Annotated in this window: 19 protein-coding genes and 3 tRNA genes; 5 read left to right on the forward strand and 17 right to left on the reverse strand. The window is 56.3% G+C overall.

Translation table 11 applies throughout. The features are described 5' to 3' along the window. Positions 1 to 89: 89 nt before the first annotated feature. From nsrR to nnr, 12 genes are all read right to left on the reverse strand, one after another. Complete coding sequence (nsrR, locus tag ABLV66_RS23195; protein ID WP_045379682.1) at positions 90 to 524, reverse strand: nitric oxide-sensing transcriptional repressor NsrR; 435 nt, start codon at positions 522 to 524, stop codon at positions 90 to 92. Positions 525 to 674: 150 nt separating this feature from the next. Continuing rightward, positions 675 to 1,973, reverse strand: coding sequence for an adenylosuccinate synthase (locus ABLV66_RS23200; protein ID WP_045396875.1), 1,299 nt, complete (start codon positions 1,971 to 1,973; stop codon positions 675 to 677). Between the two features lie 103 nt (positions 1,974 to 2,076). Then, a complete protein-coding gene (locus tag ABLV66_RS23205) occupies positions 2,077 to 2,274 on the reverse strand; it encodes a DUF2065 domain-containing protein (RefSeq protein WP_015368629.1) in 198 nt (65 codons plus the stop codon). A gap of 197 nt (positions 2,275 to 2,471) precedes the next feature. Next, positions 2,472 to 3,476: a protease modulator HflC gene (hflC, locus tag ABLV66_RS23210; protein ID WP_015368630.1), complete on the reverse strand. Its 1,005-nt coding sequence runs from the start codon at positions 3,474 to 3,476 to the stop codon at positions 2,472 to 2,474. Positions 3,477 to 3,478: 2 nt separating this feature from the next. After that, positions 3,479 to 4,741, reverse strand: coding sequence for an FtsH protease activity modulator HflK (gene hflK, locus ABLV66_RS23215; protein WP_015368631.1), 1,263 nt, complete (start codon positions 4,739 to 4,741; stop codon positions 3,479 to 3,481). Between the two features lie 58 nt (positions 4,742 to 4,799). Further along, positions 4,800 to 6,080, reverse strand: coding sequence for a ribosome rescue GTPase HflX (gene hflX / locus ABLV66_RS23220; RefSeq protein WP_032713510.1), 1,281 nt, complete (start codon positions 6,078 to 6,080; stop codon positions 4,800 to 4,802). Positions 6,081 to 6,155: 75 nt separating this feature from the next. After that, a complete protein-coding gene (gene hfq / locus ABLV66_RS23225; protein ID WP_045396870.1) occupies positions 6,156 to 6,464 on the reverse strand; it encodes an RNA chaperone Hfq in 309 nt (102 codons plus the stop codon). Between the two features lie 92 nt (positions 6,465 to 6,556). Continuing rightward, positions 6,557 to 7,507, reverse strand: coding sequence for a tRNA (adenosine(37)-N6)-dimethylallyltransferase MiaA (miaA, locus tag ABLV66_RS23230; protein WP_032706712.1), 951 nt, complete (start codon positions 7,505 to 7,507; stop codon positions 6,557 to 6,559). After that, positions 7,500 to 9,368 carry a DNA mismatch repair endonuclease MutL gene (mutL, locus tag ABLV66_RS23235; RefSeq protein WP_032715471.1) on the reverse strand — a complete coding sequence of 623 codons (1,869 nt, stop codon included), beginning with the start codon at positions 9,366 to 9,368 and terminating at the stop codon, positions 7,500 to 7,502. Before mutL ends, miaA begins: the two co-directional genes overlap by 8 nt. Positions 9,369 to 9,378: 10 nt before the next feature. Continuing rightward, positions 9,379 to 10,731 carry an N-acetylmuramoyl-L-alanine amidase AmiB gene (gene amiB / locus ABLV66_RS23240; RefSeq protein WP_032715470.1) on the reverse strand — a complete coding sequence of 451 codons (1,353 nt, stop codon included), beginning with the start codon at positions 10,729 to 10,731 and terminating at the stop codon, positions 9,379 to 9,381. Between the two features lie 16 nt (positions 10,732 to 10,747). Next, positions 10,748 to 11,209, reverse strand: a complete 462-nt coding sequence (tsaE, locus tag ABLV66_RS23245; protein WP_032715469.1) for a tRNA (adenosine(37)-N6)-threonylcarbamoyltransferase complex ATPase subunit type 1 TsaE — start codon at positions 11,207 to 11,209, stop codon at positions 10,748 to 10,750. Continuing rightward, positions 11,202 to 12,713, reverse strand: a complete 1,512-nt coding sequence (gene nnr / locus ABLV66_RS23250; RefSeq protein WP_348877025.1) for a bifunctional ADP-dependent NAD(P)H-hydrate dehydratase/NAD(P)H-hydrate epimerase — start codon at positions 12,711 to 12,713, stop codon at positions 11,202 to 11,204. The genes tsaE and nnr overlap by 8 nt, the downstream gene beginning before the upstream one ends. 13 nt (positions 12,714 to 12,726) lie before the next feature. On the opposite strand from nnr, the gene queG reads away from it, so the two are divergent. Then, positions 12,727 to 13,866 (forward strand): tRNA epoxyqueuosine(34) reductase QueG, encoded by a 1,140-nt coding sequence (queG, locus tag ABLV66_RS23255; RefSeq protein ID WP_045396859.1) that lies wholly within the window; start codon positions 12,727 to 12,729, stop codon positions 13,864 to 13,866. 270 nt (positions 13,867 to 14,136) lie between these two features. Here queG and ABLV66_RS23260 read toward each other — a convergent pair. The 3 genes from ABLV66_RS23260 to ABLV66_RS23270 all read right to left on the reverse strand — a co-directional run bounded on the left by ABLV66_RS23260 (position 14,137) and on the right by ABLV66_RS23270 (position 14,506). Further along, positions 14,137 to 14,212, reverse strand: a tRNA-Gly gene (locus ABLV66_RS23260). 71 nt (positions 14,213 to 14,283) lie between these two features. Beyond that, positions 14,284 to 14,359 (reverse strand) — tRNA-Gly (locus ABLV66_RS23265). Between the two features lie 71 nt (positions 14,360 to 14,430). Next, a tRNA-Gly gene (locus ABLV66_RS23270) sits at positions 14,431 to 14,506 on the reverse strand. Between the two features lie 292 nt (positions 14,507 to 14,798). On the opposite strand from ABLV66_RS23270, the gene ABLV66_RS23275 reads away from it, so the two are divergent. After that, positions 14,799 to 15,530: an arginine ABC transporter substrate-binding protein gene (locus tag ABLV66_RS23275; RefSeq protein WP_213317943.1), complete on the forward strand. Its 732-nt coding sequence runs from the start codon at positions 14,799 to 14,801 to the stop codon at positions 15,528 to 15,530. Positions 15,531 to 15,574: 44 nt separating this feature from the next. Here ABLV66_RS23275 and orn read toward each other — a convergent pair whose 3' ends face one another. Beyond that, positions 15,575 to 16,120 carry an oligoribonuclease gene (orn, locus tag ABLV66_RS23280; RefSeq protein ID WP_015704162.1) on the reverse strand — a complete coding sequence of 182 codons (546 nt, stop codon included), beginning with the start codon at positions 16,118 to 16,120 and terminating at the stop codon, positions 15,575 to 15,577. A gap of 94 nt (positions 16,121 to 16,214) precedes the next feature. On the opposite strand from orn, the gene rsgA reads away from it, so the two are divergent. The 3 genes from rsgA (at position 16,215) to mscM (ending at position 21,740) form a co-directional block, all read left to right on the forward strand. Then, positions 16,215 to 17,276, forward strand: coding sequence for a small ribosomal subunit biogenesis GTPase RsgA (rsgA, locus tag ABLV66_RS23285; protein ID WP_015368642.1), 1,062 nt, complete (start codon positions 16,215 to 16,217; stop codon positions 17,274 to 17,276). 150 nt (positions 17,277 to 17,426) lie between these two features. After that, the gene (asd, locus tag ABLV66_RS23290; protein WP_045396393.1) at positions 17,427 to 18,389 is read left to right on the forward strand and encodes an archaetidylserine decarboxylase; all 963 of its coding nucleotides are present in this window, start codon (positions 17,427 to 17,429) and stop codon (positions 18,387 to 18,389) included. A 24-nt stretch (positions 18,390 to 18,413) separates the two neighbouring features. Beyond that, complete coding sequence (gene mscM, locus ABLV66_RS23295) at positions 18,414 to 21,740, forward strand: miniconductance mechanosensitive channel MscM (RefSeq protein WP_047050409.1); 3,327 nt, start codon at positions 18,414 to 18,416, stop codon at positions 21,738 to 21,740. A 43-nt stretch (positions 21,741 to 21,783) separates the two neighbouring features. Here the strand turns inward: mscM and yjeM are convergent, their stop codons facing one another. Beyond that, on the reverse strand, positions 21,784 to 23,286 hold the full coding sequence (gene yjeM / locus ABLV66_RS23300; protein WP_348877274.1) for a glutamate/gamma-aminobutyrate family transporter YjeM: 1,503 nt from the start codon (positions 23,284 to 23,286) through the stop codon (positions 21,784 to 21,786). Positions 23,287 to 23,458: the final 172 nt, after the last annotated feature.

Here is a 23,458-nt window from a genome sequence, read left to right on the forward strand (position 1 = left end):
CGGTTCCTCCGTTGTCATCTCCGATGAAAGTCTGACTGCGTTTTACGCCGCCGCTTTGTGGGTTCTCTTTACGCTGCGGCGCAAATCATTCAGCGCTTTTCTTCCACCAGTAATAATTTATATAGCGGTTGATTCTTTTCAACCAAATCGGCCAGCGTGTAGTTATCCAGTTCCTTCAGGAAACTTTGCGCGGCTTCGGCAAGTGCCTGTTTCAGGCGGCAAGCGGGAGTAATGTGGCAAAATTCGCTGCTGCAATTCACCAGCGATAGCGGCTCAAGATCGCGCACAACATCACCCACGCGAATCATTTTAGCCGGCTTGCCAAGGCGAATCCCCCCATTCTTTCCCCGCACGGCCGTCACATAGCCAACACGGCTTAACTGATTGATTATTTTGACCATATGATTACGGGAAACGCCATAGACATCCGTCACCTCGGAAATACTGGTCATTCGGTCATCCGGCAACGACGCCATGTAAATCAGCGCGCGTAATCCGTAATCGGTGAAACTCGTTAACTGCACATCAACCTCAGGGTAAGGGGAAAGCGGTGAATCCGCGGGTATTAACTCTATTGATGATAAACCAGCCAGCGCTCAGGCCGCTAATTTATTTGAAATGGGGCGGGCGAACTGCAAAAACAAGGGCGCCCGAACGGCGCCCCTGGATGATGATTACGCGTCGAACGGATCGCGCAGAATCATAGTCTCAGTACGGTCAGGACCGGTAGAGATGATATCAACCGGCACGCCGGTCAGCTCTTCAATACGCGCGATGTAGTTCAGCGCTGCCTGCGGCAGGCCGCTACGCTCTTTCACGCCGAAGGTGGTTTCGGACCAGCCCGGCATGGTTTCGTAGATAGGCTCGATACCTTCCCAGTTGTCGGCAGCCAGCGGAGTGGTGGTCACTTCACGGCCGTCCGGCATACGGTAACCGACGCAGATTTTCACTTCTTTCAGGCCGTCAAGGACGTCCAGTTTGGTCAGGCAGAAGCCGGACAGGGAGTTAATCTGCACCGCACGGCGTACCGCGACAGCGTCCAGCCAGCCGGTACGACGACGACGGCCGGTAGTGGCGCCGAATTCGTTACCCTGCTTGCACAGGAACTCGCCGGTTTCATCAAACAGCTCGGTCGGGAACGGGCCCGCGCCTACGCGAGTCGAGTAAGCTTTGATGATACCCAGAACGTAATCCACATAACGCGGGCCCAGGCCGGAACCGGTCGCCACGCCACCCGCGGTGGTGTTGGAGGAAGTTACGTACGGATAGGTACCGTGGTCGATATCCAGCAGCGTGCCCTGCGCGCCTTCGAACATCACGAAGTCGCCGCGCTGACGCGCCTGATCGAGCAGATCGGAAACGTCAACGACCATGCTGGTGAGGATGTCGGCAATCGCCATCACATCGTCCAGCACTTTCTGGTAGTCAACCGCTTCTGCTTTATAGAAGTTCACCAACTGGAAGTTGTGATATTCCATCACTTCTTTCAGTTTGTCAGCGAAGGTGGCTTTATCAAACAGGTCGCCAACGCGCAGGCCGCGACGGGCGACTTTATCTTCGTAAGCCGGGCCGATACCGCGACCGGTCGTACCGATAGCTTTCGCGCCACGCGCTTTTTCACGCGCTACGTCCAGCGCGACGTGATAATCGAGAATAAGCGGGCAGGCTTCAGAGAGCAGCAGACGCTCACGAACAGGGATACCACGGTCTTCCAGACCTTTCATCTCTTTCATCAGCGCAGCCGGAGACAGCACAACACCGTTTCCGATGATGCTGGTTACATTCTCACGGAGAATACCTGATGGAATAAGATGGAGGACGGTTTTTTCACCGTTGATTACGAGAGTATGGCCTGCGTTATGGCCACCCTGGTAGCGCACAACATATTTAGCCCGTTCTGTCAGGAGATCGACGATCTTCCCTTTACCTTCGTCACCCCATTGGGTGCCCAGTACGACGACGTTGTTACCCATTTTTTCAAAATCACCGTTTGCTTAAAAATGGATTCTACCATCGCTTTTTCAGAGTTACAGCACTTTTTGCACTCAAAATGAGGGTAATCCGATTATTTTTTGATCAGCCAATCGATTTCCTCAACATGTAGTAGATGACAATGCCAGCCACCACAAGACCGCCGCCAAAGCGACGCAATAAATTATCCGGCAGTTGGCTCATTGTCGCTACCATCTTGCGCCAGGCGCGGGGATAAAGCAGTGGGCCAAGACCTTCGAGAACTAAAACCAGCGCCAGTGCCAGCCAAATTGTTGCATTCATTATTGATGACCCTTATAGAAAAACAAAACCGCCGCCAGTTGGCGCCGGTGAGTATTACCGCAAACCCTTTTTCTTTCTTCACATTCTCCGGCATTTCACAGGCAATATGAAACCACTAGCTGAGAGAAAAATCACAATCTATGGCATGAAAAAAGGCGCCTCTTGCAAGGCGCCTTCTGATTTCACACTGACCCGGCTTATTTACGCACGGAATCCGGTGACTTCATGTAACGGAAGAAATCGCTATCCGGGCTGAGGACCATCACGTCCTGGTTGCTCTGGAAGCTCTTCTCATAAGCGCGCAGGCTACGGATAAAGGCATAGAAGCCCGGATCCTGACTGAATGCATCGGCAAACAGTTTTGCCGACTCGGCATCGCCTTCACCGCGCAGAATACGCCCTTGACGCTCGGCTTCCGCAAGGGTCTTGGTCACTTCATAGTCCGCGGTAGCGCGCAGTTTTTCCGCTTCTTCCTGACCTTGTGAACGATGGCGACGAGCAACCGCTTCACGCTCGGCGCGCATACGGTTGTAGATCGCTTCAGACACTTCAGCCGGCAGGTTGATCTGCTTGATACGTACGTCAACGACTTCAATACCCAGCGCCGCCATACTGTTCGGGTTGATCACCTGAACCTTACCGTTAGTTTCAGCTTCTACACGCTCTGCCGCTTTAGCGATAGCGTCATCGGCTGCCGGCGTCGAGACTTCATCTTCTGTACCAGCAGAACCGGAGTTCAGCGCATCACGCACCTCCAGGGTCAAACGACCACGGGAATCAGTCACGATGTCTTTCACGTCCAGACGACCAATCTCAGAGCGCAGACGGTCAGAGAACTTACGCTTCAGCAGAACTTCGGCCTGGGAGACGTCGCCGCCGCCGGTCGCCAGATAGTAACGACTGAAGTCACTGATGCGCCACTTGATATAGGAGTCGACGATCAGATCTTTCTTCTCTTTGGTAACAAAGCGGTCAGCCTGGTTGTCCATGGTCTGGATACGCGCATCCAGCATTTTCACGGATTCAATAAACGGGATCTTGAAGTGCAGACCCGGCGCATACACCAGCGGCTTGTTCTCATCGTCGCGCAGAACTTTGCCGAAGCGCAGCGTAATGCCGCGCTCGCCTTCTTTCACCACGAAGACAGACATGTAGAGCACTACCAGCACGACGACAATGATCGCGATAACAGATTTACGCATCGTTATTCCCCCTGACGCTGGTAGTCGTTACGCTGCGCGTTGGCGCGGCGTTGGTCCATAATGGTACCCCCGGTTGAACTCGAGGTTGATGAGGTGCTGGCGCTGCTTGAGCTGGACGCAGGCGGCAGGCGCAGCAGATCGCTTGCGCCACTGCTATCGCTCTTTGCCGGCGCGCCGGTGGCGCCTTTCAGCATCTGATCCAATGGCAGAACCATCAGGTTGCCGCCCTTGCTGTCATTAACCAGCACTTTGCGGGTATGGCTCAGCACTTTTTCCATGGTTTCGATATACAGACGCTCGCGGGTAATTTCCGGCGCGGCTTTATATTCCGGCAGGATCTTCGCAAAGCGAGCGACTTCACCCTGCGCTTCCAGTACGGTCTGGGTTTTATACGCACGCGCCTCTTCGAGGATACGCTGCGCCTGACCGTTAGCACGCGGCTGAACTTCGTTGGTATAGGCTTCCGCTTCGCGGATGTACTGCTGCTCGTTCTCACGCGCGGCAATGGCATCATCAAACGCGGCCTTCACCTCTTCCGGCGGACGCGCCGTCTGGAAGTTGACGTCCAGCAGGGTGATACCCATGTTGTACGGACGAATGGTCTCTTCCAACTCGCGCTGGGTATCGCTACGGATAACGGTACGACCTTCGGTCAGGATACGGTCCATGGTGTACTTACCAATGACACCGCGCAGGGCGCTGTCGGTGGCCTGACGCAGACTATCGTCGGCGCTGGTCACGCTAAACAGGTAGCGCTCCGGATCGGTCACCCGGTACTGTACGTTCATCTCAACGCGCACGACGTTCTCATCGGAAGTCAGCATCACACCGGATGCGGCCAGTTCACGAACCGACTCGACGTTCACCGCTTGCACATTATCGACAAAGGTTGGCTTCCAGTTCAGACCTGGCTCAACCAGATGACTGAACTTGCCAAAGCGTGTCACCACACCACGTTCCGCTTCCTTGATGGTATAGAAACCGCTGGCTGCCCAGATAATCACCGCCGCTGCAGCAACGATGCCGACAATGCGCCCACCCATTGGACCGCGCGGGCCCTGAGTCACATTACCGCCACCCTGGCCGCCTTTACCGCCGCCGAGACCGCCAAGTTTTTTGCTTAACTTGCGGAAGATATCATCCAGATCGGGCGGCCCCTGATCGCGACCGCCTTTGTTGCCATTTCCCTCAGAGTTGCCGCCATTTTTGCTGCTTCCCCACGGGTCGCGGTCCTGTCCGTTATTACCGGGCTGATTCCACGCCATGTATATGCTCCATATTTGTTTTTGATATCCCCACAGGGGTTAATATCTTCAGGCCAGGTCAAACCACGTAGTCGACCAACGCAGGCTCTTGTTTGCAGAGGCGACGCCAGTCCACGATGGGCATGCGCACTTGCAGGCTTACGCTGCCGTCATCCTCCATCCACTCTTTTTCTATCGCCTGAAGCTGATAGAAACGGCTTCTCAGGCGACCTTCCTGCGGCGGTAAGCGCAGCGTATGCTGCGCCACTTCGCCGGAAAGACGCTCTGTTAACGCCTGAAAAAGCAGTGGTACGCCAATCCCGGTCTGGGCGGAGAGCCAGACCCGAATCGGTTTATTCTCTTCATCCCGATCGATGCGCGGTTCAAAATCGTCAAGCACATCGATTTTGTTCATCACCAGCAATGACGGAATTTCATCGGCCTCGATTTCAGCAAGGACCGTATTTACTGCATCAATATTTTCCTGCACGCGGACATCCGCGGCATCAATGACGTGCAGCAGCAGCGTCGCCTGACGCGTCTCCTGCAGCGTCGCTTTAAACGCCGCCACCAGATCGTGCGGCAGATGACGAATAAAGCCTACGGTGTCTGCCAGTACCGTTTCGCCGACGTCGGTGACGTTAATACGGCGCAGCGTCGGGTCCAGGGTGGCGAACAGTTGGTCCGCGGCATAGACTTCCGCTTCGGTTATCTGGTTGAACAGCGTTGATTTTCCGGCGTTGGTATATCCCACCAGCGAGACGGTAGGGATATCGGCCTTGGCGCGTGACCGCCGACCTTGCTCGCGCTGTTTTTCTACTTTTTCCAGTCGCGACAGGATCTGCATAATACGGTTACGCAGCAATCGACGGTCGGTTTCGAGCTGGGTTTCACCCGGTCCGCGCAAACCAATCCCGCCCTTCTGCCTTTCAAGGTGGGTCCAGCCGCGTACCAGACGCGTGGCCAGATGGCGCAGCTGCGCCAGCTCAACCTGCAGTTTCCCTTCGTGGGTACGCGCTCGCTGGGCAAAAATATCTAAAATCAGACCGGTGCGATCGATAACCCGGCATTCGCATAGCTGCTCCAGGTTACGTTCCTGGGCCGGACTCAAGGCATGATCGAACAGCACGACCGAGGCGCCGGTCGCTTTTACGGCTTCCGCAATTTCAACAGCCTTACCTTCACCTACAAAATACTTCGGGTGCGGTGCTTTACGGCTACCGGTAATCACCTGCATTGCTTCGACACCGGCGGAAGAGACCAGGGATTCAAACTCCTGGAGATCCTCCATATCTTTGTCTTGCGAAAAATAGATGTGTACCAGTACCGCCTGCTCACCGGCATCATAACGGTCAAACAAGCGTAAACCCCTTATAAAATACCAGCGGGGAACGCAGAAAACCTGGCTCCCCGACGTGGAAAAACAGCATTAGCCTTATTCGGCGTCGTCGCTGTCTTGCTGCGGCGCAGAAGAACCTTGCGCGCTACCACCGTGGTGATAGTTGCTTGCACCGCCGCCAGCATTATTGCTGTGGTGAGACACCGGGCGGGACGGGACAACAGTAGAAATTGCGTGCTTATAGACCATCTGACTGACCGTGTTCTTCAACAGGATCACGAACTGATCGAAAGACTCAATTTGCCCTTGCAGCTTAATACCATTCACCAAATAAATAGAAACCGGAACACGTTCCCGACGCAAAGCGTTCAGGAACGGATCTTGTAAAGATTGCCCCTTAGCCATTCTCTCTTTTCCTTATATGTATGCTTGTTTTGTACTCAGAACCTTACGATTCTTAAAAAAAATTACGCACGATACCGTTCAATTGTACACGTTCAGTTCTGGCTAGCACCAACAACCTGTAATACTTTGTTGAGCGCTTGTTCAGGTTGCTCACTGTCTAACCAGTGAACATCTTCCCAACCGCGCAGCCAGGTGACCTGACGTTTAGCTAACTGTCTCGTCGCGCAAACACCTCGATAAACCATTTCATCATACGGGACCTCGCCTTCAAGGTATGACCACATCTGGCGGTATCCGACACAACGAATGGAAGGCATATCCGTATGCAAATCTCCACGGGCAAATAGCGCCCGCACTTCTGCTTCAAAACCTGAAGCCAACATCTGATGAAAACGCTGCTCAATGCGTTGATGTAGCAGTTCACGGCTCGCCGGGGCGATGGCGAACTGATGCACCTGATACGGCAGAGCCTCTCCTGACGTTTGCGTCAGTTCAGTTAAAGTTTTACCCGAAATGAAAAAAACTTCCAGTGCTCGGGAAAGTCTTTGCGGATCATTTGGATGAATACGCGCGGCGGCCACGGGATCGATCTCCTGTAACTGCCGGTGCAATGCGTGCCACCCCTGCTCTGCCGCTTGTTGCTCAATTCTGGCCCTGACTGCGGGATCCGCCGAAGGCAGCGGCGATAACCCTTCCAACAACGCTTTGAAGTACAACATCGTCCCGCCGACCAACAGCGGGATGCGTCCGGCGGCGACGATATCCGCCATTTCCGCCAACGCATCGCGACGAAAATCCGCCGCCGAATACGACTCTGCCGGATCAAGAATATCCAGCAACCGATGCGGCGCAGCGCTAAGCTCCGCGGCATCGGGTTTGGCCGTGCCGATATCCATTCCTCGATAGATGAGGGCGGAATCGACGCTAATCAACTCTACGGGCAAAACTTTACGCAAGGCGATAGCTAATGCGGTTTTACCGGAGGCCGTCGGCCCCATTAAAAAAATTGCCTTAGGCAGGCTCGCCTCAGTTACATCACTCATCTTTCAGGGCTGTCATTGCCGAATGTAAATCAACAGGTTGTAACAGACCACCCGGCGGCGCTTTAATCAGCTGCGGACATAAACGCTCAACGTCCGCCAGAACCGAAATCGCCTGCGCCATGCTCCACTGCGCGTGCTCGCTCGCCAGATTACGCGCTGTCCATTGGGCGATGTCGCCGACGTCGAATGCCGTTAGCTGCGCCAGGTAGCCTATCAGTTCAGGAATCAAGATTTGTAAATTTTGTTGTCTTAAGGGTAAAGGCACCGCGCGGACCGTCACGTGCTGGGAATCTGCTTGTAAATCGATACCCAATTCCGCCAGCGCCGGCTGCGCCTTTTCCAACGCTTTACGTTCTGCTTCACTCACTTTAAGACGCAGCGGGATAAGCAGCGGCTGCGCGCAAACCGCTTCCGCGCCCGGCGTAAGCTGCGCCTGACGCAGCCAGCGTTCCGCCACTGGCAGCGCCAGCAACGCCAATGCGCCGCCGCGCTCAAGCAGCGCGCAATCGCCGCCGATAATAGTTAGCACCCGGCCAAAGCTTTGGCTGTGGGCTGCCAGACTTTCCGCAGGCGTCGGCGCAGGTTGTTTTTTTTCCGCCGCCGGGGTTTGCAGCAGTTGACGATAAAGCGCCCCCTGCTGTTTCTGATAGCCAGGCTGGGCGTGCGGCCAGCTGGCGCCGCCTGAGCTATAGCCGCCGCCGGCGGCGGCAGGTTCCCGCGGCGCGCGAGTATCATAACCAGGCGCCGCCGGTTCCCGGGCAGGCGATGGGCGAGCGAAATGGTTCGCGCCCGCCGCTACGCGGTTCTCCGGCACCTGCCGCGGCGCGGGCGCTTCGTCTTCTTCCGCCAGCGGCGCATCAAGCTGCTGCTGAAGCACGCTCAGTACGCCCTGATAGATAAAGTCATGAACCAGCCGTGATTGATGGAAACGCACTTCGTGCTTCGCCGGATGCACGTTGACATCAACCTGATGCGGGTCAATCTCCAGATACAGCACAAACGCCGGCTGCTGGTCAGCGCCCAGTTTATCTTCACAGGCCTGGCGAATAGCATGGTTGATCAGCCGGTCGCGCATCATACGCCCGTTAACGTAACAGTACTGGATTTCCGCTAACGTCGGATTAGTATGCAACGGGTCGGCAACCCAGCCGCGCAGCGTCAGATCGCCATGCTGCCACTCAATGGCCAACGCGTGCTCCAGAAACGCCGCGCCGCAAATCGAGCCGAGGCGGCGCTCGCGCGGGCCGCCTTCCGCCACGGCACGATACTGGCGCATCATTTTGCCGTTATGGCTGAGATTAATCGTCACATCGAAACGCGCCAGCGCGATGCGGCGGACGATTTCATCAATATGATTAAACTCGGTTTTTTCGGTGCGCATGAACTTACGCCGCGCGGGGGTGTTGTAAAACAGATCCAGCACTTCCAGCGTGGTGCCAATCGGATGCGCCGCCGGTTTCACCGTTACCGCCTGGTCTCGACCTTCAGCATAGGCCTGCCAGGCTTCCTGCTGCTCCGCGGTACGCGATGTCAGCGTCAGGCGAGCGACGGAACTGATACTGGCCAGCGCTTCGCCGCGAAAGCCAAGACTGATGATCGCCTCAAGGTCATCCAGCGAAGCGATTTTACTGGTGGCGTGACGAGCCAGCGCCAGCGCCAGTTCGTCTTTTTTAATCCCGCAGCCGTTATCGCGAATACGGATAAGCTTCGCGCCGCCGCGTTCAATATCAATGTCGATACGGGTCGCGCCGGCATCAAGGCTGTTTTCGACCAGCTCTTTCACTACCGACGCCGGACGTTCCACCACCTCGCCAGCGGCAATCTGGTTGGCGAGTTGCGGCGGCAGGACCTGAATCGGCATGACCTTCTCCTTAGTTAATCAACGACCCGCCAGGCGAACTGGCGCTGGCGGTTTGCGCAGCCGTGCCGCGCGGCGCTGATTGCAGCGGGTGCTGCATATAATAGTTACGCAGCCCTTTATAAATCGCCTCTGCAATCTGCTGTTGGTAATCATCGCTACCCAGCAGGCGCTCTTCGCCGTTATTACTGATAAAGCCGGTTTCAACAAGGATCGACGGAATATCCGGCGAGCGCAGAACGCCAAGGCTGGCGTGCTCCGGACGGCGTTTATGCAGATTGCCGATCCGCTGCAGCTGGCTCAGTACATCGGTTGCCACATCATAACCGACGCGCTGGGAATGGCCGAACTGTAAATCCAGTACCGCCTGGCTCAGATAAGGATCCGACTGGCTATTCGCCAGCACGTCGCCCGCGCCGCCCAGGAGTTCCGATTGTTTCTCATGCTGTTCAAGCCAGCCGGCCATTTCGCTGTTAGCGCGGCGGTTAGAGAGCACCCACACCGATGCGCCGGTCGCGTCGCGATTCGGAGCCGCATCGGCATGGATAGAGACCAGGAAATTAGCGTTTTGTTTCCGCGCCACGTCCGAACGCCCCATGACCGAGATGAAGTAGTCGCCATTACGGGTCAACACCGGTTTAAACTGCGGATCGTCGTTAAGCAACGCTCGCAGTTTATGGGCGATAGCAATCGTGACGTTTTTCTCTTTGGTGCCGCCAGGCCCGATAGCGCCAGGATCCTGGCCGCCGTGCCCGGCATCAATAGCGATAATAATCTTATCGTCAGAAGAGACGGTACGCGCCGCCGGACGGGTAATAGTCTGGTTGTTGGTCATCGCCGGCTGACTGCTGGTCACCACCGTGGTTCTGTCGCTGCCTGAGCTTTTAAACGGATTGCGCGGCGGCTCGCTCGGACGCGGCGACACTACCGGCGCTTCGACCCGCTTCGCTACCACTGGCGGCGGCGGAGGTGGCGGCGGCACATCGGCATTAATGGTAAAGACGACGGTATAGTTGGCGCCGTTTTGCTGCTTCACCGCCCGCGTTTTACCATCTTCCGTCAGATCGACCAACAGACGCAGAGATTGCGTATCCTGAGGCGAGCCGGAGCGAATGCTTTTGACCAGGTTATTACCGCTAAACTGCAGCGGCAGCCCCTGAAGCACCCCGGTTTGTTTGATATCCAACGCCACCACGCGCTTACCTTGCGGGGTGAAGGAATATTCGGGATCGCCGACAAAACTTAGCGTTATGCGGGCCTGCCGATCGCCGTTTGAGACCTGGATATCGGATAAACTTGCCGCGGATGCCTGAGTGCCGAACAGCATCAGAGCGGCGGCCAGCCAACTGGTTATACGATACTTCATCCCGTCATCCTTTAGGCTAAATGGCTAAACGCGCCAATAAAGACTCACCCAATGAAGAGACCGCCGTTACGCGCGCCTCACGCCCTTGCGCCTGGTAATCCAGGTGAATTTCGACATCCGGGTCAGGCAGTACACCCGCGCCTTGTTGCGGCCATTCCACCAGGCAGATGGCATCGTTAGCGAAGTAATCGCGGATTCCCATAAATTCGAGCTCCTCAGGATCCGCCAGGCGGTACAGGTCGAAGTGATACACCATCAGATTTTCGAGGGTGTAAGGCTCTACCAGCGTATACGTTGGGCTTTTGACATTGCCGCGGTGGCCAAGGGCCTGTAGAAAACCGCGGCTGAAGGTGGTTTTACCCGCGCCTAAATCGCCATACAGATAGATAACCGTCGCGCCGCTACAGGCCTGCGCTACGCGGTTGCCAAGGTCTAATGTCGCCTGCTCGTCGGGTAAAGGAATCACACGGTTAATCATGGTCTAGGTCAATCACATCCGGGTTAACAACACGCCTTAGCGTGCAAAAAAGATCGGTCGCCAGCATCCCGCGGGCACCATCTCTGGCGGCCAGCCGGTCTGCGGCTTCGCCGTGCGCCACGCAGCCTGCGCAAGCGGCATCATACTGGGTCAGCCCCTGTCCCAACAGCGCGGCGATAATGCCGGTGAGCACATCGCCCATCCCGCCGCTGGCCATTCCGGGATTACCGGCATCAATGATACCGATTTCGCCCGCGTCATTCGCCACTACGGTTCCTGCGCCTTTTAGCACCACCACGCCGCCATACCGTTTTACCAGACGCTGTACAGAATGTAAGCGATCGCTTTCAACTTCTGCCACGCTGATATTCAATAAACGGGCGGCTTCGCCAGGATGCGGGGTTAACACGCGATTGTGACGTTTATCGGGATTGATTGCCAGCAGGTTCAACGCGTCGGCATCCCAGACCATCGGTTTGCGAAAATTCTCTACCTGTCGCAGCGCCGCTTTACCCCACTCGCTTAGCCCAAGACCGGGACCAATCGCTACGACATCCGCCCACTCCAGGCTTTCGGTAAGAGAGTCACCGTTCAGCTCATGGACCATCAATTCCGGCCTGGCAGTCACAATGCCCGCGATATTTTCCGCCCTGGTCAGCACGCGTACTAAACCCGCGCCGGCACGTAGAGCGGCCTCGCCCGCCATACGAATGGCGCCAGCGGTGCCGCGATCGCCGCCAATAATCACCAGCCGACCATGAGAACCTTTATGCGACGTCGGACGACGCGGCGGCAGCCAGCCTGCCAGCTGCGCCGCAGAAAAACGGCGAATAGCGGTGTTTTGCCCGGCAAGCCAGCGCTCCAGACCGAGCGCATGATGATGTAAGCGCCCGACAACGTCGCGGGCATTACCGGTCAGCAGACCGGGTTTTAGCGCGATAAACGTCAGGGTATGGGCGGCGTGGATCGCCGCGCCAGGCGTCGCGCCGGTTTGCGCGTTCAGCCCGGAGGGAATATCAAGCGCAATAACCGGCGCGGGGTAGGCGTTCGCCAGTTCAATCAGCCCGGCTACATTAGCGCGCGGCGCGCTATGCAGGCCGGTACCGAGCAGACCGTCAATAATCAATGAGATATCATCCGGCCAGGCGCTATCGGCGGCGTGGATGACGCCGCCGGCATTGAGCCACTCTTCCCGTGCGGCCTGCGCTTCTTCCGGCAGCGGCTTATCGCTTTCCAACGCCAGTAGCGTTACCGCGATGCCCTGCGCCTGCGCCAGCCGCGCGACCACGTAGCCGTCGCCGCCGTTATTGCCGTGGCCGCAGAGGATTAACCAGCGCTGGCTGGCGGGATAAAGGCTGCGGGCCAGCTGGAACGCCGCCTCGCCGGCGCGGCGCATCAGTTCAAAAAGCGTCAGCCCGAGACTATCCGCCGCCTCTCTTTCCGCCTGGCGCAGCGTCTCCGCTGACCATACGATGTGTGGTATACTGTCAGGGTTTTTCGTCATTGTATGGTCCATCATGTCACAGCCCCTCGATCTCAATCAGTTAGCGCAACAAATCAAACAATGGGGCACTGAGCTTGGCTTCCAGCAGGTTGGTATTACCGATACCGATCTCAGCGCCAGCGAACCTAAGTTACAGGCATGGCTGGATAAACAATACCATGGCGAAATGGAATGGATGGCTCGCCACGGCATGATGCGCGCCCGGCCGCATGAACTGCTGCCCGGTACGCTACGCGTGATTAGCGTGCGTATGAACTATCTGCCCGCCAATGCTGCTTTCGCCAGCACCCTGAAAGATCCCGCGCTGGGTTACGTTAGCCGTTATGCCCTGGGGCGTGATTATCATAAGCTGCTACGTAACCGCCTGAAAAAACTTGGCGAGATGATTCAGGAACAGTGTGCTTCGCTCAATTTTAGACCGTTTGTCGATTCCGCGCCTATCCTGGAGCGGCCCATCGCTGAAAAAGCGGGGCTTGGCTGGACAGGTAAGCACTCACTTATCTTAAGCCGCGACGCCGGATCGTTTTTCTTCCTCGGCGAATTGCTCATCGATCTTCCGCTGCCGGTAGACCAGCCGGTTGCCGAAGAGTGCGGGCGCTGTGTCGCCTGTATGACTATCTGTCCCACCGGCGCCATCGTCGAGCCCTATACCGTCGACGCGCGGCGCTGCATCTCTTATCTGACCATCGAGCTGGAAGGCGCCATCCCGGAAGAATTTCGTCCGCTGATCGGCAACCGTATTTACGGCTGCGATGATTGCCAGTTGATTTGTCCGTGGAACCGTTTTTCGCAGCTTACCGATGAAGAGGACTTCAGCCCGCGTAAAGCGCTACATGCGCCGCAGCTGATTGAGCTGTTCGCCTGGAGCGAAGCCTGGTTCCTGAAAGTCACCGAGGGGTCGGCGATACGTCGTATCGGCCACTTACGCTGGCTACGCAATATCGCCGTCGCGATCGGTAATGCCCCGTGGAATGAAGCCAATCTGGCGGCGCTGGAAAGTCGCCGAGGTGAGCACCCACTTCTCGATGAACACATTGAATGGGCGGTTGCGCAGCAGATCGAAAAGCGAAATGCCAACGTTGTCGAAGTGCAGTTGCCGCAGAAACTACGCCTGGTCCGGGTGGTCGAGAAAGGATTGCCGCGCGACGCCTGATTCATTCACAGGCTGTGAATAAAAACAAAAACACATTGCGTTTCAACGGGCAGACGTACGTCAAGTGATCGAATTAACAGTTTGAAATGAAATTTAAATGTTAAATTTCAATCAGATACGACAATACTATTTACAAAGTGAAGCATTTGTCGCGCAGTCAGCCAAACGACAGCCTGTGGATAACTCTGTTTACAGTATTTTGGGATAGGCAATGAAAATCATCCCCGGCGCGATTTCGCACTGTGGATAAATTGGATAAAGGAAGAAATTTGGAGCGGGAAACGAGACTCGAACTCGCGACCCCGACCTTGGCAAGGTCGTGCTCTACCAACTGAGCTATTCCCGCTTACATCGGTTTCCAATTTACCTGCTGGTAACCTGAAAACTATGCTTTGGTATGGTGTGTCTTTCAAATTTTGGAGCGGGAAACGAGACTCGAACTCGCGACCCCGACCTTGGCAAGGTCGTGCTCTACCAACTGAGCTATTCCCGCTTACATCGGCTTTCAATCTACCTGCCGGTAGCCTGAAAACTATGTTTTGGTATGGTGCTGCTTTCAAATTTTGGAGCGGGAAACGAGACTCGAACTCGCGACCCCGACCTTGGCAAGGTCGTGCTCTACCAACTGAGCTATTCCCGCGTTACTGCTTTTTTGCCATATTTCGATGGCGTCGTAATTTGCATTTCTGCGTCGTTACGGGAGGCGCATTATACGAGAATTCGATTCACCTGCAACCCCCTGGCGAGCACTTTTTTTCGTTTTTTGTTTGAATGGACATTTTCTCGCCACACAGCCCACTGAATTGTATAAATAACCGCCATAATTAGCAAAATATCTTTTTCCCCCCGCGCGAATGGCGCAAAATCGCCCGCATGACACCGCGGTGGCTATCCGCGAAAAGGTCCACCATGACGACTATCAGGGATTCAGAATGAAAAAAGCGCTTTCCGTCCTGCTGCTGACCACATCGATTATCGGAACGGCTTCCGCCGAGACGCTCCATTTTGGCACCACAACCGCCAATCCGCCGTTTGAGACCGTCAAAGGCAAAGGTCAACCTACGGGTTTTGACATTGATTTGGCCAATGCGCTGTGTAAACAGATGCAGGCGGAATGCAAATTCACGCCGCAGCGCTTTGATACCCTCATCCCGGCGCTACGCTTTAAAAAGTTCGACGCTATTATTGCCGGCGTTGAAGTATTGCCGATGCGTGAAAAGCAGGTTGCCTTCAGCCAACCTTATCGCCAGGAGCTCTCCGGCGTGGTAGTCACGGCAAAAGACGCCGCCCACGGGTTTGCCGACCTGCAGGGTAAAAAGCTCGCCGTCGTCAAAGGTAGCGTCCACCAGCGTTATCTACGCGATAAACAAAAAGGCATTCAAACCGTCGCCTTTGGCAACGATAGCGACGCGCTGGCGGCGTTGAAAAGCGGCGAAGTCGACGGCGCGATCGGCGATTTAGCGACGATGGACCAGTGGCTGGCGGATAATTCTGATTACGCCGAGATGAAAGAGCGCGCCACCGACCCGGCCTACTACGGCAAACAATATGCGATCGCGGTACGCAAAGACGACCCGGAATTGCTTAAGCAGATTAACGACGCGCTGGAGGCAGTGAAGGCGTCGCCGGAGTTCCAGCAGATGGAACAGAAATGGTTTAAGTAAGGCAGCAAAAAGAACGGGGCCATGTCGGCCCCGTTCTTTTTGCTTCAGAGCTTAATAAAATGCTCGCGATAGTAAGCCAGTTCGGCGACGGATTCGCGGATATCGTCCATCGCCTGGTGAGTGCCCTGCTTTTTAAAGCCATCGAGGATTTCCGGCTTCCAGCGGCGCGCCAGCTCTTTCAGGGTGCTGACGTCGAGATAGCGATAATGGAAGTAAGCTTCCAGTTCCGGCATATATTTGAACAGGAAGCGGCGGTCCTGACCGATGCTGTTGCCGCAAATTGGCGATTTTCCCGCCGGCACCCACTGCTTGAGAAACTCAATAGTGGCCAGTTCCGCTTCGCGGTCGCCCACGGTACTGGCCTTCACGCGATCGACCAGCCCGCTGCCGGTATGAGTGCGCACGTTCCATTCGTCCATTAGCGCCAGCTGAGCATCAGACTGGTGCACGGCAATGGTCGGGCCTTCTGCCAGAATATTAAGATTCGCGTCGGTGACCAGGGTGGCGATTTCGATAATGCGATCGCGCTCGGGATCCAGCCCCGTCATCTCAAGATCGATCCAAATCAGGTTGTTTTCATCTGCACTCATGCTATTTTCCACCCTTCTTGCGTGACTATATTCATCTAAAATAGCGTGTATCATAGAGGTTTTGCCCCATCAGGGCGACCAGGAGCCAGTTCGATTGAGTAAAAATAAGCTCTCCAAAGGCCAGCAGCGCCGCGTCAAGGCCAACCACCAGCGCCGCCTGAAAACGACTTCGGAGAAGGCCGACTACGATGACAACCTGTTTGGCGAGCCTTCTGAAGGTATCGTCATCAGCCGTTTTGGTATGCATGCCGATGTCGAATCCGCGGATGGCACGACCCACCGCTGCAACATTCGCCGGACCATTCGTTCCCTGGTGACCGGCGACCGCGTGGTCTGGCGGCCAGGTAAAGACGCCGCCGACGGGGTCAACGTCAAAGGTATTGTCGAAGCGGTACATGAACGCGCCTCGGTGTTAACGCGCCCGGACTTTTACGACGGCGTGAAGCCTATCGCGGCAAATATCGACCAAATCGTCGTGGTTTCGGCCATTTTACCCGAACTGTCGCTCAATATTATCGATCGCTATCTGGTGGCCTGCGAAGCGCAGAATATCGAACCGCTACTGGTACTGAATAAGATAGACCTGCTGGACGATGACGGCATGGCCTTCGTCAACGAGCAGATGGATATCTATCGCCAGATCGGTTATCCGGTATTGATGGTGTCCAGCCATACTCAGGACGGTCTGAAGCCGCTTGAAGAGGCGCTGACCGGGCGCATCAGCATCTTTGCCGGCCAATCCGGGGTGGGTAAATCCAGCCTGCTGAACACGCTGCTGGGACTGCGGGATGAGCAAATCCTGACGAACGACGTCTCCGATGTGTCAGGGCTCGGCCAGCACACCACCACCGCCGCGCGTCTTTATCACTTCCCGCACGGCGGCGATGTGATTGACTCTCCGGGCGTGCGCGAGTTCGGGCTGTGGCATCTTGATGCGGAACAAATCACCAACGGCTTTGTCGAATTCCATGATTATTTAGGCCATTGCAAGTATCGCGATTGCAAGCACGACACCGACCCAGGTTGCGCCATTCGCGAAGCGGTAGAAAAAGGCGCTATCGCCGAAAGCCGTTTCGCCAACTATCACCGCATCCTGGAAAGTATGGAACAGGTGCAGGTAAAAACGCGTAAAAGCTTTTCATCAACCGACGACTGACATTTAAGCTGTCGTCGCTATACGTACTCGCTTTGCCAGCAAGACGGCGCGGATACAATTCGCTGAAGTTTACGTATAGAATCGTCCCCCTTTTCAGTACCCCGCGCCAAAGCGGGGTCAGGAACGACAATTAACGGCCTGGAGGCTACCTTGTTAAACTCGTTTAAACTCTCACTGCAATACATTCTGCCTAAACTGTGGCTCACCCGCCTCGCAGGCTGGGGGGCAAGTAAACGAGCAGGCTGGCTGACTAAACTGGTTATCGATCTGTTCGTCAAATACTACAAGGTCGATATGAAAGAGGCGCAGAAGCCGGATACCGCCGCTTACCGCACCTTCAACGACTTCTTCGTCCGCCCGCTGCGTGATGACGTTCGCCCGCTCAACACCGATCCCAACGTACTGGTGATGCCGGCTGACGGCGTTATCAGCCAGCTTGGCGCTATCGAAGATGACAAAATTCTGCAGGCCAAAGGCCACAATTACACCCTGGAGGCCCTGCTGGCAGGTAACTACCAGATGGCCGACCTGTTCCGTAACGGTAGCTTCGCCACCACCTACCTGTCACCGCGCGATTATCACCGCGTGCATATGCCGTGCAACGGCATCCTGCGCGAGATGATCTACGTTCCGGGCGATCTGTTCTCGGTCAACCACCTGACGGCGCAAAACGTACCGAACCTGTTTGCCCGCAACGAGCGCGTCATCTGCCTGTTCGATACTGAATTCGGTCCAATGGCGCAGATTCTGGTGGGCGCAACGATTGTTGGCAGCATCGAGACCGTCTGGTCCGGCACCGTGACGCCGCCGCGCGAAGGCATTATCAAGCGCTGGACCTGGCCTGCGGGCGAAAGCGAAGGCTCCGTTGCGCTGTTGAAGGGTCAGGAGATGGGGCGCTTTAAGCTGGGCTCAACGGTGATTAACCTATTTGCGCCAGGCCAGGTGAAGCTGGTTGAACAGCTGCAAAGCCTGTCAGTCACCAAAATCGGCGAACCGCTGGCAACGGCCGTAGAAGCGGACATATCCGCGGAACCTGCGCCGTTGCCGGAAGAAGAGATCCGCGCCGAACATCGCGCCAGCCCGCTGGTTGACGACAAACAAGACGAAGGTTAATTCCTGACGACAAAGGGTTACGCCGTGCGCCTGATATACACTTTTCTGTTGGCCTTGAGCCTCAGCTTCGGGGCGTACGCAGCGACGGCCCCGGACGTCAAACAAATCACCCAGGAACTGGAACAGGCGAAGGCGGCGAAACCCGCCCAGCCTGAAACCGTTGAGGTCCTGCAAGCCGCGTTGAATGCGCTGGAAGAGCGCAATGCCTCCGTTGAGCGTGCTCGCCAGTACCAGGATGTCATCGATAATTTCCCCAAACTGTTTCAAACTCTCCGCACCCAGTTAGCGAATGTCAGCGAAACGCCGCACCAGGTACCTACCGCCCTCACCGCCGACGCGCTGAATCAGGAGATCCTGCAGGTCAGCAGCCAGCTTCTGGAAGCCAGCCGCCAGGCGCAGCAGGAGCAGGATCGGGCGCGGGAAATTGCTGACTCTCTCAACCAATTGCCTCAACAGCAAACCGACGCCCGCCGCAAGCTTAACGAAATTGAACGCCGCGTCGGCGCGCAGCCCGGCAATACGCCGCTGGCGCAGGCGCAAAATCTCGGCCTGCAGGCGGAATCCGCGCGTCTGAAAGCGCTGGTCGACGAGCTGGATCTGGCCCAACTCTCCGCGAACAACCGCCAGGAGCTGTCGCGCATCCGCTCTGAGCTGGCGCAGAAACAGAGCGAACAACTCGATGCCTACCTGCAGGCGCTGCGCAATCAGCAGAACAGCCAGCGCCAACGCGAAGCGGAAAAGGCGCTGGAGAGTACCGAGCTGTTGGCGGAAAACAGCGAAAACCTGCCGCCGGGGATCATCGACCAGTTCAAAATTAACCGCGAGCTATCGCAGGCGCTCAACCAGCAGGTCCAGCGCCTTGATCTGGTGGCCTCGCAGCAGCGGCAGGCAACCAATCAAACGCTCCAGGTGCGCCAGGCGCTGAACACCCTACGCGAACAGTCGCAGTGGCTGGGATCATCGAATCTACTCGGCGAAGCGCTTCGCGCCCAGGTCGCCCGTCTGCCGGAGCGCCCGCGCCCCCAGCAACTGGATACTGAAACGGCCCAGTTGCGCGTGCAGCGCTTGCATTACGAAGACCTGCTCAGCAAGCAGGCGCAATTACGTCTGATTCGCCAGGCCGACGGCGAACCGCTCACCGCGGAACAAAACCGCATCCTGCAGGCGCAGCTGCGTACCCAGAGCGAGCTGCTTAACTCGCTGCTGCGCGGAGGCGATACCCTGCTGCTCGAACTGACGAAACTGAAAGTCGCCAACGGCCAGTTAGAAGACGCGCTGAAAGAGATTAACGAAGCAACCCACCGCTATCTGTTCTGGACCTCGGACGTCAGCCCGATTGGCTTCTCCTGGCCGCTGGAAGTGGTGCAGGATCTGCGTCGTCTGATCTCGCTTGATACCATCAACCAGCTCGGCAAGGCCAGCGTCATGATGCTGACCAGCAAAGAGACGCTGTTCCCGCTGTTTGGCGCGCTGGTGCTGGTGGGCTTCAGTATCTATTCGCGCCGCCACTTTACCCGCTTCCTTGAGCGCTCCAGCGCGCGGATTGGAAAGGTGACTCAGGATCACTTCTGGCTGACGCTGCGCACCGTGTTCTGGTCAATTCTGGTGGCATCTCCGCTGCCGGTATTGTGGATGACGCTCGGCTATGGATTGCAGGCGGCCTGGCCCTTCCCGCTGGCGGTCGCCATTGGCGACGGCGTGACCGCCACCGTGCCGCTACTATGGGTGGTGATGATTTGCGCCACCTTCGCCCGGCCGAATGGATTGTTCATCGCCCACTTCGGCTGGCCGCGCAACCGCGTCGCCAAAGCCATGCGTTACTACCTGATGAGCATCGGGTTGATCGTACCGCTGATTATGGCGCTGATCATGTTCGATAATCTCAACGACCGTGAATTCTCGGCCTCTCTGGGCCGCCTGTGCTTCATGCTGATATGCGGCGCGCTGGCGCTGGTTACCTTGAGCCTGAAGCACGCCGGGATCCCGCTGTATCTTGATAAAGCGGGCGACGGCGAGAACATGGTGAACCGTCTGCTGTGGAACCTGCTGCTCGGCGCGCCGCTGATCGCGATGCTGGCGGCGGCAGTGGGCTATCTTGCTACCTCGCAGGCGCTACTGGCGCGACTGGAAACCTCGGTTGCCATCTGGTTCCTGCTGTTGGTGGTCTACCATATCATCCGCCGTTGGATGCTGATTCAGCGTCGGCGTCTGGCCTTCGATCGCGCCAAACACCGCCGGGCGGAAATCCTCGCCCAGCGCGCCCGCGGCGAAGAAGATACCGCCCACTCCACCAGCACCGAAGGCTCGGTCGAAGCGGAAGTCAGCGAAGTCGACCTCGACGCCATCAGTACCCAGTCCCTGCGCCTGGTCCGTTCGCTGCTGATGCTGATAGCCCTGCTGTCGGTGATTATCCTGTGGTCGGAAATTCACTCGGCATTCGGCTTCCTCGAAAATATCTCGCTGTGGGACGTGACCTCCACGGTACAGGGCGTCGAAAGTCTTGAGCCCATTACCCTCGGCGCGGTATTGATCGCCATTCTGGTGCTGATTATCACCACCCAGCTGGTGCGCAATCTCCCGGCGCTGCTGGAACTGGCGATTCTGCAACATCTGGATTTGACGCCGGGTACCGGCTACGCCATCACCACCATCACCAAATATCTGTTGATGCTGATCGGCGGACTGGTTGGCTTCTCGATGATTGGTATTGAGTGGTCGAAACTGCAGTGGCTGGTGGCGGCGCTCAGCGTCGGTCTAGGTTTTGGTCTACAGGAAATCTTCGCCAACTTTATCTCCGGCCTGATTATCCTGTTTGAGAAACCGATCCGTATCGGCGATACGGTCACTATCCGTAGCCTGACCGGTAGCGTGACGAAAATAAATACCCGCGCCACCACCATCAGCGACTGGGACCGTAAAGAAATCATCGTGCCGAACAAAGCGTTCATCACCGAACAGTTCATCAACTGGTCGCTGTCGGATTCGGTCACCCGTGTGGTGTTGACTATCCCGGCGCCCGCGGAGGCCAATACGGAAGAGGTCACACAGATTCTGTTGACCGCCGCTCATCGCTGCTCGCTGGTGATTGATACCCCGGCGCCGGAAGCGTTTCTCGTTGACCTGCAGCAGGGGATTCAGATTTTCGAGCTGCGTATTTACGCCGCCGAGATGGGCCACCGTATGCCGCTGCGTCATGAGCTGCATCAACTGATTCTTGCCGGTTACCGCGCGCACGGCATCGACATGCCGTTCCCACCGTTCCAGATGCGTCTGGAAAGCCTGGATGGTCTGCGCAGCAGTCAGCCGCTGAACTCAGCGGGTAAAAGCAGCCGTACCCCAGGAAGTTTGTAAGCACTAACTAGCCCGGTGAGCGATTCACCGGGCATTCTCTTTCTTAACCCTCCGCCAGGGCTACCTGTACCGCCGTTCTCTGGCGATAGTTCTCGTAGATCCCTAATGCCAACAGCGAGAAGAAAATCGGCCCGCCGACCATCCATAGCGTACTGTTCCAGTCACCGGAATCCATCACCGGCTGAATAACGGTGAAGATATTGGCGAACGCTACCACCAGTACCACTATCGTCGTTGCCAGCAGCGTACTTATGCGGCTTTTGAACATCACAAATGGACGATCGAGCTCGGCTTTGGCCTTAAAGAACGGGAACGCGATCGCCAGGAACAGATACGGCAAGGTCATCGAGACGTTAGCCATCAGCGTTAACTTGTTATAAAACGCCGAGGCGGTATCGCCGCCGAAAGAGACCAGCAGAATAAACAGACTCACCAGCAGGCATTGCAGCCACATGGCGTTAGCCGGCATACCGTTAGCGTTGACTTTGGTCATCATCGTCGGCCACAGCGCTTTCGGCGTCCCCTGAATGATCGCCTTCAGCGGTGAATAGCTCAGGGTGAAGAATGCGCCGGTATAGGCGAGGAACATCGACAACCCGGTAATGCGCGCAAACCATACGCCGGTCAGCGCCGCCGCCTGCGGCGACAGATGCAGCGCTTGTCCAAGCGTTGCGCCAAGGCTGGTCATCAACACGTAGGTGATATTGCCGAGGTTGGTACTGTGGTTGCTCAATACCTGCTGCCAGTTGGCGCTGACGCCCCACAGCACGATGGCCAGCGAGTAGCCGATCGAGATCACCAGCGCGGCGATAATAATGCCTTTGGCAAAGTTCTTTTCCGGCTTCTCGGTTTTATCCACCAGCCCACCGACCGCTTCAATCCCGCCATAGGCGAAAATGGCGAACACCACGAAAGACAGCATCGCCAGACCCGATTGATATCCTGGATTCGGCGACGCGGTGAAATCCAGCGGCTGGGCGAAATGGCCGCCGTTCAGTAGCAGAATCGCCCCGCTCATCAGCAGCAGTACCAGATTCAGGCACATCACCGCGACACCGCCGACGGCGGTAATTTTGGCAATCTTATTTATCCCTTTCGCCGCCACCAGCGTCACCAGCACCATCCAACAGGCGGCCAGTACGCCGACGGTTTGCGTCGAGGTTAAGCCGGCAAAAGCCCAGCTCTGAGTTTTATCCGCGCCGAACAGAAAGGTCGAAAACGGGACCCAAATTTTCGCCGCGGTGCTGACCATCCACACCACATAGGATGAAAACCACATAAAGGTGCCAATAAATGCAAAGCGTGGCCCGACGCTACGGTTCATCCACGAATAGATCCCGCCCTCTTCCTTACGATATGCCGAGCCCATCTCCGCCATCATTAAGGCGAAAGGAATAAAGAAAAACAGCGCCGAGAAAAGATAAAACGGCATCGCGCTATAACCCATCAGATAAAACGCTGAAGGGCTATTGGCAAAGCCAAACACCGAAGTGAAGATCATTAATATCAGCCCAATCAGGCTCATCTTCTTGATTTGTTGAGGCATAAATCGATCCAAACGTGAGCGTCGCCGAACGACGTCGCCAGGTAAGCAGAAATAGAACGCGGATCCTAGCAATATTCCAGTTTGAAATTGTGGTTATTAGGGCTAATGCAGTCGGGAGAACTGTAAAAATCTTTGAATGAAGGGGATAACGCTAACGGCGGGAAACGGCTTC

The organism is Klebsiella sp. CN_Kp073 (assembly GCF_040065495.2).
Classification (GTDB): domain Bacteria; phylum Pseudomonadota; class Gammaproteobacteria; order Enterobacterales; family Enterobacteriaceae; genus Klebsiella; species Klebsiella aerogenes.